The 13647-nt window shown below is 28.3% G+C and carries 18 protein-coding genes; 1 reads left to right on the forward strand and 17 read right to left on the reverse strand.

All coding sequences use genetic code 4. The features are described from left to right. Positions 1 to 15: 15 nt before the first annotated feature. The 4 genes from ACLFP3_RS02785 to ACLFP3_RS02800 form a co-directional block, all read right to left on the reverse strand. A complete protein-coding gene (locus tag ACLFP3_RS02785) occupies positions 16 to 1269 on the reverse strand; it encodes an ABC transporter permease (protein ID WP_412031437.1) in 1254 nt (417 codons plus the stop codon). Next, complete coding sequence (locus ACLFP3_RS02790) at positions 1269 to 2411, reverse strand: ABC transporter permease (RefSeq protein WP_412031438.1); 1143 nt, start codon at positions 2409 to 2411, stop codon at positions 1269 to 1271. The genes ACLFP3_RS02785 and ACLFP3_RS02790 overlap by 1 nt, the downstream gene beginning before the upstream one ends. 15 nt (positions 2412 to 2426) lie before the next feature. Then, positions 2427 to 5174 carry an OppA family ABC transporter substrate-binding lipoprotein gene (locus tag ACLFP3_RS02795; protein WP_412031439.1) on the reverse strand — a complete coding sequence of 916 codons (2748 nt, stop codon included), beginning with the start codon at positions 5172 to 5174 and terminating at the stop codon, positions 2427 to 2429. A 227-nt stretch (positions 5175 to 5401) separates the two neighbouring features. Further along, positions 5402 to 5584, reverse strand: coding sequence for a hypothetical protein (locus ACLFP3_RS02800; RefSeq protein WP_412031440.1), 183 nt, complete (start codon positions 5582 to 5584; stop codon positions 5402 to 5404). Positions 5585 to 5915: 331 nt separating this feature from the next. Between ACLFP3_RS02800 and ACLFP3_RS02805 the strand changes: the two genes are divergently transcribed. Continuing rightward, positions 5916 to 6446: a deoxycytidylate deaminase gene (locus tag ACLFP3_RS02805; RefSeq protein ID WP_412031441.1), complete on the forward strand. Its 531-nt coding sequence runs from the start codon at positions 5916 to 5918 to the stop codon at positions 6444 to 6446. Between the two features lie 76 nt (positions 6447 to 6522). On the opposite strand, the gene rpmF is transcribed toward ACLFP3_RS02805, so the two are convergent. Genes rpmF through rplR form a run of 13 tightly spaced genes read right to left on the reverse strand, consistent with a single transcriptional unit; the run spans position 6523 to position 13637 of the window. Beyond that, positions 6523 to 6717, reverse strand: a complete 195-nt coding sequence (gene rpmF, locus ACLFP3_RS02810) for a 50S ribosomal protein L32 (protein WP_412031442.1) — start codon at positions 6715 to 6717, stop codon at positions 6523 to 6525. Positions 6718 to 6733: 16 nt separating this feature from the next. After that, positions 6734 to 7099, reverse strand: coding sequence for a 50S ribosomal protein L17 (rplQ, locus tag ACLFP3_RS02815; RefSeq protein WP_412031443.1), 366 nt, complete (start codon positions 7097 to 7099; stop codon positions 6734 to 6736). Next, entirely contained in the window at positions 7099 to 8154 is a 1056-nt protein-coding gene (locus ACLFP3_RS02820; RefSeq protein ID WP_412031444.1) for a DNA-directed RNA polymerase subunit alpha, read from the reverse strand. The genes rplQ and ACLFP3_RS02820 overlap by 1 nt, the downstream gene beginning before the upstream one ends. Before the next feature lie 30 nt (positions 8155 to 8184). Continuing rightward, on the reverse strand, positions 8185 to 8559 hold the full coding sequence (gene rpsK, locus ACLFP3_RS02825; RefSeq protein ID WP_412031445.1) for a 30S ribosomal protein S11: 375 nt from the start codon (positions 8557 to 8559) through the stop codon (positions 8185 to 8187). A 2-nt stretch (positions 8560 to 8561) separates the two neighbouring features. Continuing rightward, entirely contained in the window at positions 8562 to 8930 is a 369-nt protein-coding gene (gene rpsM, locus ACLFP3_RS02830) for a 30S ribosomal protein S13 (protein WP_412031446.1), read from the reverse strand. A 3-nt stretch (positions 8931 to 8933) separates the two neighbouring features. Continuing rightward, complete coding sequence (rpmJ, locus tag ACLFP3_RS02835) at positions 8934 to 9047, reverse strand: 50S ribosomal protein L36 (RefSeq protein WP_022936073.1); 114 nt, start codon at positions 9045 to 9047, stop codon at positions 8934 to 8936. Positions 9048 to 9058: 11 nt separating this feature from the next. Then, a complete protein-coding gene (infA, locus tag ACLFP3_RS02840) occupies positions 9059 to 9274 on the reverse strand; it encodes a translation initiation factor IF-1 (RefSeq protein WP_412031447.1) in 216 nt (71 codons plus the stop codon). Next, the gene (gene map / locus ACLFP3_RS02845; RefSeq protein ID WP_412031448.1) at positions 9274 to 10026 is read right to left on the reverse strand and encodes a type I methionyl aminopeptidase; all 753 of its coding nucleotides are present in this window, start codon (positions 10024 to 10026) and stop codon (positions 9274 to 9276) included. The genes infA and map overlap by 1 nt, the downstream gene beginning before the upstream one ends. Next, complete coding sequence (locus ACLFP3_RS02850) at positions 10017 to 10682, reverse strand: adenylate kinase family protein (RefSeq protein WP_412031449.1); 666 nt, start codon at positions 10680 to 10682, stop codon at positions 10017 to 10019. The genes map and ACLFP3_RS02850 overlap by 10 nt, the downstream gene beginning before the upstream one ends. Then, on the reverse strand, positions 10676 to 12145 hold the full coding sequence (secY, locus tag ACLFP3_RS02855) for a preprotein translocase subunit SecY (protein ID WP_412031450.1): 1470 nt from the start codon (positions 12143 to 12145) through the stop codon (positions 10676 to 10678). The genes ACLFP3_RS02850 and secY overlap by 7 nt, the downstream gene beginning before the upstream one ends. After that, the gene (rplO, locus tag ACLFP3_RS02860) at positions 12145 to 12579 is read right to left on the reverse strand and encodes a 50S ribosomal protein L15 (protein WP_412031451.1); all 435 of its coding nucleotides are present in this window, start codon (positions 12577 to 12579) and stop codon (positions 12145 to 12147) included. Before rplO ends, secY begins: the two co-directional genes overlap by 1 nt. A gap of 21 nt (positions 12580 to 12600) precedes the next feature. Then, positions 12601 to 13290, reverse strand: a complete 690-nt coding sequence (rpsE, locus tag ACLFP3_RS02865) for a 30S ribosomal protein S5 (RefSeq protein ID WP_412031452.1) — start codon at positions 13288 to 13290, stop codon at positions 12601 to 12603. Further along, positions 13290 to 13637 (reverse strand): 50S ribosomal protein L18, encoded by a 348-nt coding sequence (rplR, locus tag ACLFP3_RS02870; protein WP_412031453.1) that lies wholly within the window; start codon positions 13635 to 13637, stop codon positions 13290 to 13292. The genes rpsE and rplR overlap by 1 nt, the downstream gene beginning before the upstream one ends. Between the last annotated feature and the right edge of the window lie 10 nt (positions 13638 to 13647).

Below are 13647 nucleotides of genomic sequence, written 5' to 3' on the forward strand. Positions count from 1 at the left end.
CTTTTTTTGCCATAATTATCTCTTTCTACCTTTTGTTATAACTTTAGGATCTAAAGCGTCGTGCACACCAAGTGCCACAAATTGTAATGATAGTGATAATGTTAACAATATTAATGATGGTAATAATAAAATTCAAAAGTTATTTGATACTTGTGGAAGCGCATCAATTAGCATTTGTCCTAAGTTAACATCATCTTTTTCTTTAAAGAATCCTAAAAAGGCCAATGCTGAAATTGATAGGATTATTGCCGGAATTCTTCTAACAAAGTTTGTAGCAATTTTACCTAAAATAGCTGGTAAAGCATGAACAAAAACTTGTCTAGCAGTGCTTGATCCTACTGATTTAGCCGCAACAATATATTCTTCATCTTTTACAGTAATAATAAATAGTCTTGTTGTAGAAACAGGAGTAGATCACCCAACTAAAATTAAAGCAATAATTAAAGTGGTTTCATTTGCTCCTAAAATAATAACAAATAGCAACAACCAAATTAATTCGGGCAATGATTGAATAATGTCAATAATTCTCATTCCAATTGTATCAACCATTTTTCCTGCATGAAAACCTAAAAAGGCACCAATTGAAACACCAATAACTGTTTGAACAATTGCAACTAACAATGCTACCCTTATAGCTTTTCATGAAGCATATCATGTTGTTGTTCAAATATCATATCCGGTTTCAGATGTTCCTAATAAAGTATTTAACCTAGGAATTTTAGCAAGTTCTTCAGCAACTACTGCATCATTAATAACCTTTCCTGAACTTTTAAGTAAAGTTAGTCTTTCGTGTAATGCAGCTACTGTATGCAATGCATAAGGATTATAAGTTAAGTTAAAATCAGGACTACTAGTAGAATCCCTAGATACCGTATTTAAGAAAAAACCATAATATTTAGCAAATTCACTATTTTTTAATGTTTGATAAAATTTCCAAATTTCATTTCTATAGTCGGCTGGAATGGTTTTTGAACTTGAATAAAGTGGTGGTAAATATTCTGAAAATCTTGTTTTACTTACTCCAACTTTGGCTTCATATGGACTAGTTAAAGGAATAATAATAGAAGCTAATAATATAGCAATAAAAATTACAAATGAAATAGTTACGATAGGGTTACTAAAAAATCTTTTAAATATTTCAATAACCATTTTTTTTGGTTTTCCAGCGATAGAAGAACCTAATTGTTTTTTAGCATCAGGAATCAAATTAAATTTTGATTGCATTTCAGCACTAATTTTGTACTGTTTGTTAAATTCATTAACAGTCATTATTTGACTCCTTTCATTGCTTCTGAATTATTATTTGCAAGTTCCATTGCAAATAAATCTTTTTCTAATTTTCTTCTTACTAAATAAGCTTTAAAAAATAATCAATAGTTCTTTTTGGATTTAACACCATATTTAATACGAGGATCTAATACAGCAAACATAATATCAATAAATATTTCTGAAAATAGAGAAATTAAAGTAAAGAACTGTATTGAATACATTACTACATAAATTTCGCCCTTAGGGAAAGCATTAGTAATAACTTGACTAGTTCCTTTTATATTTCAGAATTTTTCTATTATTATACTTCCTGATAAAAGTCCAATAAATGAAGAAATTATTAAAGAAAATAAGGGAATAGAAATATTTCTTAAAACATATTTGAAAAATACTTGAGATTTGCTTAATCCTTTTGATTTAGCTATCAAAATATAATTAGATGTTAAAACTGTTATTACTTGGTTTCTTGTATAAATTGTATATACTGCTAAAGAAGCTAATGTAATAACTAAAATGGGGGGCATATAAGCCAATAAGACAACACCAAAGGGTTGTTCACCAAATTCTGGGACGGCAGATAAAATATTTATTTTAGCCGCAATAGTAATAACAATAGGAGCAATGATAAATGAAGGTAAGGCAATAAATATATAAACAAAAACATTTATAAATGAATCAAATATCTTGCCTCTATTGTATCCTGCAAATACACCTAATGTTATTCCTATAATACTACTCATAATAAAAGCAGGTACAGTAATTAATAATGAATACCTTAATGGATAAAAGAATAATTTAGCCATTGTAGTAAATTCTGCAGCATTCGGATTGTTTCTTGAATCGATAACAAAACCAAAATCGCCCTTTTTAAAAATATTACCTATATATGTAAAATATCTAACAATCAATGGGATTTTTTCACCCGGATTTTGTTCAGTACCATATCTAAATCCAAATTTTACTTCTAATTGTCGCAAATATTCGTCAAAAGGTATGTGAATTGTTCCACTAGAGTAATCTTTTTCTGCTACAGCCTTAACAGGATTAGGTCCAAAAGCAGAAATCATAATGAAAGAAAATATTGAGATAATAAATAATGCAAGAATAGCAAAAGCTATTCTTTGACGTATATATTTAAACATTATTAAAATTTGTAATTATTTATTTATTTTTCAATCAGCATAAAAATCAACAGTATCACTCATAGTTGGGGCAAAATAATGAGAGTTAGTTAGAGTTTTAGTATATGGAGATAATTTTTTAGTGTAATTGTAAGTAAAGTCTACATTCATAAAACTTGTTATGTCAGCCATTAATTTAACTAAATCTTCATTTTTTTGGCTTTCAACAAAGTTCTTTCAAAAAGTAGCGCTTCATTCGTATAAATCGGTTGTAGCAGCTGGATCAGGAACAGATTTTCCATCTTTTAGTTCTAATTCGTACTTGCCGCTTATTTCTTTCAATTTTTTTGTTGCAGCTTTTGCTACATCCCTATACAATTTTGCAGCCATTTTGTGTAAGTCTTTAAATGGAAGTGAAAGATTAGCTTTATGACTTGGTTTACTTTCATATTCTATTAAATATTCTGCTAATTCAAATAATTTAGGAAAATTCTTTTTAATAGTTTCAGGTTTTTTATCGGCAATCATAGTTAAAGTAGGAATTAAATGTCCCAATCATGATAAACCATCGTATCCAGAAGCAGATGAGTTAAAATCATAACTTCATGAAGCTATTTGTGCACCAGTTGAACCATTGAATTTAGCATTATTATATCTTGGACTGTCGCCATTTGGTTCATAAAACATTTCTAAATCAATTCGATCACTTAATTCTTTTGCTAATGCACTTAATCTTTTACCAGCTTCTAAAACTGATTCAGGAGCATTAATGAATGGGAAGAAATATTTAACTGTAAATTTTTGTCCAGCTAATGAAGGATTATCTTTATCAAATTTTTCGATTAATTTTTTCATTGCTTCTTTTAATTTATCAAAACCTGCAGATTTAATTCTATCTGCTTTATTAGCTATTGACTCAGTATGTTTGTCATTTTCAGATGGACTTAATTCTTTACCTAAAGAACCACCGAAATCTATTTTGTTACCGTCAACATCTATTGCAGATAATGAGTTAACTTGATCTTCATAATCATTAGGAGTTTTATTATTAGTTAATTGGTCTTTTCCTCCAATATCGCTACCAGGAGCAACTTTAGCTAATCAAGCCTTGGCAGTATTATTAGAATAAACATTCATGAATTCATTTCAGTTAACTGCGGCATTTAAAATAGATCTAAATGATAATCCTAATCCACTAACATAAGTTTCCGGATTACCTTTACCTTCTGAAAGTTCTTTTCTAGTTCCACCTCACATCAATTTTCCATATGCATCTGAAAATTCATAAATACTTTCATTTAATTGATTAACAAAAGGAGTTGTAACCATGTAATATTGAGATTTATCTTTGTTTACTTGTTTAGTATATCTTAAACCGTATTTTTTGTGATTTGAGTTAGCTTCTTGTTGTTGAGCCGAGTTTAGGCTTTCAAATCCTAAGCTTGAAACAGTTCCTTGTTTATATGAGTTTCAAACACGATTTTGATAAACAGATTTAGAAAGTTCTTGTTGCTGAAATTTATAAATAATACTTTTAATATTAGTTTCATCTTTAACAAAACTTTCGTCTCAATAATTAGGGTTTTTTGCCAATTCTTTAATTGTTCCATTACGTGGTTTAGCATAATAAGCACCAGAAAATAATGTATTTTGAGTGGCATTACCATATCAATAAATACCAGCACGATAAGCTAATTTGGTTTTATCCATTGCTGTGATCTCTGATTTTATTTCTGATAAATTAGATGGGGTTGAACCTGTATAATTTAAGATATTTTGTTGACCTTTTTCATTAAGTTCATCAATATATTCTGATGGAGCAGCAACTAAATCATAATTATCAATTAGAGATTTGTTTCAGAATTTTTCAAAATCTGGTTCTCTATCGCTCAATGATTCAAATGTTAAAGCATCTGTACCGTTTTCTATTCCATTAACGTTGTTAATTTTTTGAATAAATGAACTTTCTTTGCTAAATTTACTTGAATCTATTCCAAAAAGTGAATATAAATAATCATTACTATAATTTACTCCAGTACCATAGTATAGAGAGCTTGATTCTTGTAAACCTTTTGCTAAATTATCTAATTTTTCAGAGCCTCCAAATTCTTCGCTTCGTCTAACTTCAGTAGTTAAAGCTTTAGTTCTAAGTCATGAATAATAGAAGTCTCTTGCTTGTACTTTATATTTGGTTTTTTTACCTTGATGATCTGTTCAATAAACATCATTTTTAAGAACAAATTGCATAGTTTTGGCATTTTTTAAGTCTTGTAAAAATTGATTATTGTTAATAGATTTTGGATTATTAGATGTTGCTCTAACTTTTGAAGATGAATATGTTTTTCCTTCAAATCCAGATGTTACTTGGTCACCTTCTGGATATGAATCTACTTCATCATTGTCATAAACTTTTGTAGTTCCGTCTTTCATTTTTAGAACCACTTTTTTAAGAAGTTCTAAACGGTATTTATAAAATGTAGGTTTAGCAACCACTTGCTTACCATCGTTTGTTACTCCAATTTGAGTTTCAGTTAATCCTTGTTGTCTTACTAAAAGTCCACCAGTATGATGGTGTGAAAGTGTGTTTTGAAAACTACCATATGAAACTGTTCCATCATCTTCAAATCCTCTTTGAGGTGACACACTATTATATTCATATACAAATTGACTCTTTTGATATGCCGGAGTAGGAACACAACCAGCTGCTATTGTTAATGTTGGCGCTAATACCGCAAGCGGTCCGAGCGCGTAAAGCAAGTATTTTGCTTTTTGAGTATTTTTCATTTTTTAGTCTCCTAATAAATAGTTTTGATAATACATTAAGTATTATAGTTATTTTTTAAGTGTTAAGACCTATTTAGTCTCTAAATTCATATTTTTTGTTGAATTTTAAAATCATTTGTAATTAATATTGGCTTTTATTTTTATATTATTAAATTTTTTATTTATGAGTAGAAAAAAGGAGCTAAGATCCTCTAAAAGCCAGTATTTTAATTTTTAAATTTATTATTTTATTGTAACGAAATAAGTGTAACATTATTAACTCCTTTATTGATCATGTGATATGCAAAAATTTTAGAAATATTGCTAATAATACCCATGTTCTTAATATTTGAGTTAATATCAAATGAGAAAAAGCCAGCCTCTGCTGGTTCAAATGTATTCATAACTATGTTATTTTTGTTCTGACTCATTTGTTTTTTTCCTTATTGAATGCAATTATTATATACTATAAATAAGATAAAAATTTGGATTTTTTTAAAAAAATGCCTTTTTGACAATACTAATTGGAAAATTAAGGTTATTTATAAAAACCAAAAAAATATAAAAATTATTAAAATGTATGCTATTATATATGTAATTCATTTGGAAAAATTGCTAAATGGATTAACTTAGTTAATGTCTTATCCGAGCATGTTTGCTTATTTCACTGAATAATTTAAAATGAGGTCTGCGGAACTCATTTTTGTTTTTTTATTAATTTAAAATGCTAAAATTTTTTTAACAAAAATATAAGGAATATGAATGAAAAAAGAGCTGTTTAATAAAGAAAAAGGCACTATTAATTGAGATGCATATTTTATGTCTTTAGCTAAGTTAAGTGCAATGCGATCAAAAGACCCTTTAACAAAAGTCGGAGCTTGTATTGTTAATAAAAATAATTATGTAGTCTCATTAGGATATAATGGTATGCCAACTGGTGTTAATATTAGTAAGAAAAATAATGATGATTATTTTACTTGGGATCGCCCAGAAAATAAAGAAGATATAATTAACTCTAAATATACTTATGTTGTGCATGCTGAAACTAATGCTATTGTCAATGCTAATTTAACTAGTTCAAAAATTGAAGAGGGTTCAACATTATATGTTACTCATTCACCATGTTATAATTGTGCTAAATTAATTGTACAATCTAAAATTGCTAAAGTAATTTATTGTGTAGCTTATAAACCAGAATGTGATGATTTTAAAGCTAGTGAAAAAATTTTTAAAACTTTTGGTGTAGAAACAATTAAATTTCAAGATTTTGAACTAATTTTAAAAGAAAAATAAAATATGAAGTGTATTAGAGTTACACCTCATATTTTTTTTATAAACTATTTTGTAATTTTATTTATTTAAAATTTAATTAAGAAATTTTATCGTTTAAAGCTTTTTTAATTACTTTTTTATTCTTGTAAAATCCACAATATTGACATGCTTGGTGAGGAATTATTTGTTGTTTACAATTTTGACATTCTACTAATGTAGTAATTTCAAGAGCATGGTGACTTCTACGCAAATGTTTTCTTTGTTTACTTGTTTTACGTTTTGGAACAATCATTTTTTCTCCTTAATTTTTACACTAATTGGATAATTGCCATTTTAGCATTATCACCAGCACGATTTGCAATTTTAATAATTCTTGTATATCCACCATTACGTTCTTTATATTTAGGAGCAAGAATATCAAATAAATATTGAATAGAATTTTTATCTTTAGTTTTTGAAGGAATATCTCTTAAAAACTTAATTGCTTGTCTACGACTAGCTAAAGTATTAATTTTTCCTAAAGTAATCATTTTTTCTGCTTTAGATCTAATTCTTTTAGCTCTTTCTAAAGTGGTTTTAATTTCGCCATTAATTAATAAATCAGTAACTAATGATCTTTCAACATGGTTTCATCACTCAGTATTTCTACGAAATAATTGTTTTGGGTTTGCCATTATTCTTCTCCTTCTATAGTAGGTTCATCTGAAAAGTCATTAGCATTGTCTTCTGATGAAACTTCATCATCCTGATGAATTTCTTTTCATTCTTTTAATTTATCAACAATATCTTGAACTGATTTTTTACCTAAATTTTTAATATTTGAAAGTTCTTCTTCAGATAATTTTAGCAATTCTTCAACAGTATTATAATTTGCTCTTCTTAAAGCATTTAAACTTCTAATAGTTAAGTTTAATTTTTCAATTGGTAAAGTAATTTTTGCTGCTTTTTCTTTCTTTTCTTTATTATCATCAAATAAAGCAATAGTACTTAAAGCATCAATATTACCAATAATTTGGAAATGAGCAATAATTATTTGTGCTGCTTGTAACATTGCATCTTTTGATTCTAGACTACCATCAGTTTTAACAAATATCTTTAGTCTTTCTTCAATAGTTTTTGATGAGGTATTTAATTCTTCACAATGAATTGCACATTGTTTAACAGGGCTAAAATCACTATCAATAGCCAAAAATTGACCTTTTTTAATTTTGCTTTCTAACTTTGGACCATATTCCTGAATAATGTTTTTATTTTCTTCAAAGTCAATATATCCACGACCTGTTCTTAAATATAAATCAAACTCTAATGAACTACCTTTTGCAATCTTGCAAATATATTGATCACGATTTACAATAACTAATCCATTAGTGTCAGTAATATCTGATGCAGTTACTTCGCCTTCTTTATTAGACTTAAAAGAAACTTTTGCTAAATTATCTTTTGAAAATAATTCAGGAGTATAAGAGAATTTTATTTTTCTAATATTAGCAATTAAATTAATAACATCTTCTTCAATTCCTACTAATGTTTCAAACTCATGTTGAACATTATTAATTTTAATAGCAAATGGTGCAACTGAAGTAATTGAAGAAAGCAATGTTCTTCTAATTACAGTTCCCATTGTATTAGCATATCCTCGCATTAATGGTTCAATGACAAATGTTGTTTCAAAATCATTGACTTTTTCTGCTAATAACTCTTTGTATGTAATTTTTTGAATTTTTTCCATATTTTTACTAACCTCTTTTGAACCTTAATTTTATATTCTTTTTAGAACTTTTTTAGGAGGACGAGTACCATTGTGTGGAGTAGGAGTTACGTCTTTGATTTCTTTAATTAATAAACCACTAGTTTCAATTTGTTTTCTTGCTGTACTTTTTCCTGGTCCAACACCTTTAACTAAAATTGAAACTTCTTTTAATCCAAATTCTTTAGCTTTTTCTAAAGCTGCTGCTGCTGCTAAACCAGCTGCATAAGGAGTTTTTTTCTTGGTTCCTTTATATCCAATAGCACCAGATGAGCTTCAAGCAAAAACATTACCTTTTAAATCAGAAAAAGAAACAATAGTATTTTGGTAAGTTGAGTGAATGTGTGCTACACCTTGTGTAACAACCTTTTTATTTTTCTTAGCCATTATTATTTACCTTTCTTTCCAGCAATAGTTTTTCTAGGCCCTTTTCTTGTTCTAGCATTTTTCTTTGTGCTTTGTCCTCTTACTGGAAGACCTTTTCTATGTCTAATACCACGATATGACTTAATTTCCATTAATCTTTTAATATTTAAGTTAACTTCTCTTCTTAAGTCACCTTCAGTAGTATATTTTTTAGCTTCATCTCTAATACGAGTTAATTCTTCTTCAGTTAAATCTTTAACTCTTTTATTTTCATCAACATTAGCATTAGTTAAAATTTCTTTTGCAAGAGATCTACCAATACCATAAATATATGTTAAAGAAATAACTACCCTTTTATTATTTGGGATTTCAATATTTAAAACTCTAGCCATATTTTATCCTTGTCTTTGTTTATGTTTTGGGTTAATACAAATAATTCGATTAACGCCATGTCTTTTAATTAATTTGCAATCTTTGCAAATTTTCTTTATTGAAGCTCTAACCTTCATAATTTCTCCTTTTATTTATGTCTAAAGACTATTCTACCTTTAGTCATGTCATAAGGACTAATTTCAACATCTACTTGGTCTCCAGGAATCATTCTAATATTATGAAATGACATTTTTCCTGAAATAAATGCTTTAATTTCAAGACCATTGTCTAATAATACATCATAGTCTTTAGTAGAATAAATTTTGGTTATTACACCTGACATTTTTATTGCGTCTTTTGCCATTAAATGTTGTCTCCTGATAGAATGTAAGCTTGATCATTATCAATCAAAACGGTTTGTTCATAATGTGATGTATTAAAACCATAAGGATCTACTACAGTTCATCCATCATCTTTTACCATTACATTTTTAGATTTTTGTAAGATCATTGGCTCAATGCAAATTACCATTCCATTTCTAATTAATGGACCTGTATTAGGTAGACCGTCATTATAAACATAAGGGTCTTCATGCAAATCTTTTCCAATGCCATGGCCAGTATATTCATCTGGAGTATAATACCCTCTTTTTTTAATTAATGAGCCAATAGCATAAGAAATATCGCCAATGCGTTTGCCAACTTTTATTGCGTTAAAGCCAGCATAGAAAGCGTCTTTAGCAACTTGTATTAATTCTTCATCTTTTTTTGTTATTTTTCCTACCCCTTTAGTAAAAGCGGAATCAGAATAATAACCATCATAAATTACACCGGTGTCAATTTTAACAATGTCACCTTCTTTTACTATGTAATCAGATGGAATGCCATGAATTAATTCATTATTTACTGATATACAACAAGTGTTAGGAAAACCATATTGTCCTAAAAAAGCTGGTTTTCCTCCTCTTTTTTTTATTTCTTTAAAAGCGACGCTATCAATTTCTTTTAAAGAAACTCCTGGTCTTATAAAATCAAAAACAATTGTTTTGATTTCTGCCAAGATTTGGCAAGCTTTTTTGATTTTTTCAATCTCAATTTTAGATTTTATTATAATCAATTTAAAGCCTCCTTAACATCACTATAAACCTTATCATAATCTTGATAGGCATTAATCTCAATTAAAATTCCAAGATTTCTATAAAATTCAATTAAACATTTAGTTTGATTAGCATAAACTTGCAAACGTTGTTTAACAACTTCAGGTGCATCATCTAATCTAGTAATAATTTGTGTCCCACAATTATCACAAATATCTATTTTTTTTGGAGGATTAAACTCTAAATGATAAATGGTTTTACAATTAGGGCAAATTCTTCTTTTTGATAATCTCTCAATAACTTGATCATCGGTAATATTTAATAAGATCACTTTGTCAATTTTTATCTTATCTTTTGATAAATTTTGTAAAAAATTTGCTTGCGAAAGAGTTCTTGGATAACCATCTAAAATAAAAGGAATATGTTTATTAGTTAATTCAGTAACACGTTCTTTTACAAGTTCATTAGTTAATGAATCATTGACGTAAATTCCTGAATCTAAAATTGATTTAATTTCAAGTCCTAATTTAGATTTATTTTGAATTTCTTGGCGAAACATTTCGCCAGTTGAAAGTTGGAAATATCCATGTTCTTTTACTATTCTTGAAGCAATAGAACCTTTCCCCGCTCCTGGAGCGCCTAAAAAAATTAAATTTGGTTTATTATTTACTATCATATTAAATCTTCCTCTTCTTCACCATAAACATCTTTTAATTCTTTAATTTGACGTCTTTTTCTAGCAAGTTCTTGTGATTTATATCTTGCTTTAATTTGTTGTATAGTTTCATAAGCTGTTGATACTAAAATCATTATGCTTGTTCCACCGAAAGCGATAGATGCGGGCATACCAGCCATTTGTTGAACATATTGAAGTGCCCCTAAAGCAATTAAATAAATAGATGAGAAAAATGAAAGTCTAATAATAACATCTAATAAATAGTCCTCTGTTTGCTCTCCCGGTCTAATTCCAGGAATAAAAGTACTACTTTTAGCAAAGTCTTCACTAATTTTATCAATTTTTGATTGTTGAATTCCTAACAAGATTGTTAAGCCAAAAGTTATTAAAATAAATAAGAAGAATCCAAGTGGTTGAGTTAATTGTAAATTTGAATAAACTCAATTATAATAAGCACTTGTATTAGCATCCATTAAATTAGCAATCATAGTCGGAACACTAATAATCATCAATGAAAAAATGACACTCATTATTCCGGCGGGATTAGCTTTAATTGGAAGATAACTTAATTCTTTTTCATTTTTAGAAAGTCCAGCTCCAACTTGTTGAATAGGAATTTTTCTTTCTGCTATAGTAAAAATAACAACGACAATAATTGTTAACATATAGCCTAATAAATAAACTGTGAAATTTATAATTTCTTTTAATATTAAAGAAGATTTTTTTAGTCCTGGAACAAAAAATTCGAATGCTCTTCTAAAAGTGGGAATTAAATTAGCGGCAATACCAACAAAGATTAATAAACTTGTTCCATTACCTACACCTTTATTAGTTATTTGCTCACTTAAAAATAAAGCAAAGAATGAACCGGCAATTAATATTACTGGCAAGATAAAATAACCATAAATTAAATTACCTTTAGTTCCTAAGACAGTTGTTATTTGTTTAACAAAAGTTATTCCAAATCCTTGACGAGGATTTAATAGCGCTCTTGTAATTAATAAAGATTGTACAATCGCAAAAACTACTGTTAAAAAATAAGTAATAAAATTAATTTTGACTCTACCTTGCGGACCCGATTGGCTTAACCTATGAATGGAAGGAAAAGCTTTTGTCTGCAAAATCATCATTACTAAACTAGCAGAAATAAAGGGTCCAATTCCCAATGCCACAATTGAGAAATTTCTTAAGCCTCCTCCACCTACTAAGTTTAAAATCCCAATAAAATCACCTTGGGTAAGCTTATCTTGGTTGACTAAATTTATACCGGGAATTGTAATAGTTCCGGCCGCTAGAAAAATAGTCAAGATAAAAAGGGTGAACAAAATCTTTTTAAAAAGATCATGATTTAATCACCATTCTTGTCATGCATTACGTCGATCATTAAAAAACTTATCAACTGCTAAGCGTCTTTCTAATCTTTCACTATCGATTTCTTTTTCTAACTCTTTATTTTTAGCCATTATTTAACCTCGATTTTTCCTCCAACTTTTTCAATTGCAGTTTTAGCAGATTGTGAAAGTGTAGGAATTTGTACATTTAGTTTTTTATTTAAAGTTCCATTACCTAGAATTTTAACAGGTAAAGTTCCTTTAATTAATTTATGTTTAAAAAGAGAATCATAAGAAACGACTTCGTTTTCTTTGTAAACTCTTTCTAATTGAGCTAAATTTACAACTTGGTATTCAACATGGTTAACATTGTTAAATCCGCGTTTTGGCAATCTTCTAAATAGTGGGTTTTGACCACCTTCAAAACCTAATCTTACTGTGCTTCTTTTAGTTTGGCCACTTTGACCACGACCTGCTTGCTTTCCTTTTCCTGCAGCATGTCCTCTACCAACTCTATGTTTTTCTTTTCTTGCACCTTCGGTTGGTTTTAAGTTATGTAATTCCATAATAAATTCCTTCCTAAATAATTATGATAGCAATTGCTTTACGTCAATATCACGTAATTTAGCAATTTCTTCTACTGTTCTTACTTTTTTAAGTGCATTAATTGTTGCAATAACAATATTTTGTTTAGTTCTTGATCCATAAGTTTTGGTAGAAATATCTGTATATCCAGCCAATTCGACAACAGCTCTAACTGTGCCAGAAGCAATAATACCAGTACCTTTTTTAGCTGGTCTTAATTGAATTTTTGATGCTAAAAATTTTTCACTAATTTCATGTGGAATTGTTCCTTTAATAATAGGAACAGTAATAATATTTTTTTGTGCATCTTTAACTGCTTTTTTAATCGCATCTTGAACTTCGTTGGCTTTTCCATGTCCAAAACCAACTTTACCTTTTTTATCACCAACTACAACATAAGCAGAAAATGAAAATCTTCTTCCACCTTTAACAACTGTTGTAACTCTGGCAACATTAATAACTTTTTCTTCATATTGGTTTTGTTCTGAAAAATTACTCTTCTTTTGATTATTATTTTGACTATTGTTACGTTTATTTTGTTTATTTTCATTTGAAGTAGGTTGTTGTTTATTTGCTCTTGTTGAATTGTTAACTACTTTTGTAGGTTTGATTTCTTCTTTTTCCTTAACTACAGGAACTTCTAAGTCTTTATTTTCATCAAGAATTTGTTTAATGTTTTTATCTTCAGCCATTAGAATTTAACCCCTTCTTCTCTTAAAGCATCACAAAATGCTTGTAATTTTCCATGATATATATAACCAGAACGGTCAAAAATAATTTGTTCAATTTTTGCTTGTTTTAAGCTCTTTGCAAACTCTTTAGCAACTAATTTAACACTTGCAGTATTATTACCTTTTTTAGCAAGTTGTTTTGTAGATGCTGCTGCTAGTGTTGTATGATTTTCATCGTTAATTGCTTGTGCATAAAAATTATGTAAAGATTTGAATACACAAACTCTAGGAATTGCTTTTGTGCCTTTTGCTAATTTATTAGTAATTTTTAAATGTTTAGCTTGGCGTCTTTCGTTTCTTGATAACATTTTAATACCT

Origin of the sequence: Metamycoplasma buccale, assembly GCF_046774455.1 — a bacterium.
GTDB classification, from domain to species: domain Bacteria; phylum Bacillota_I; class Bacilli_A; order Mycoplasmatales; family Metamycoplasmataceae; genus Metamycoplasma; species Metamycoplasma buccale.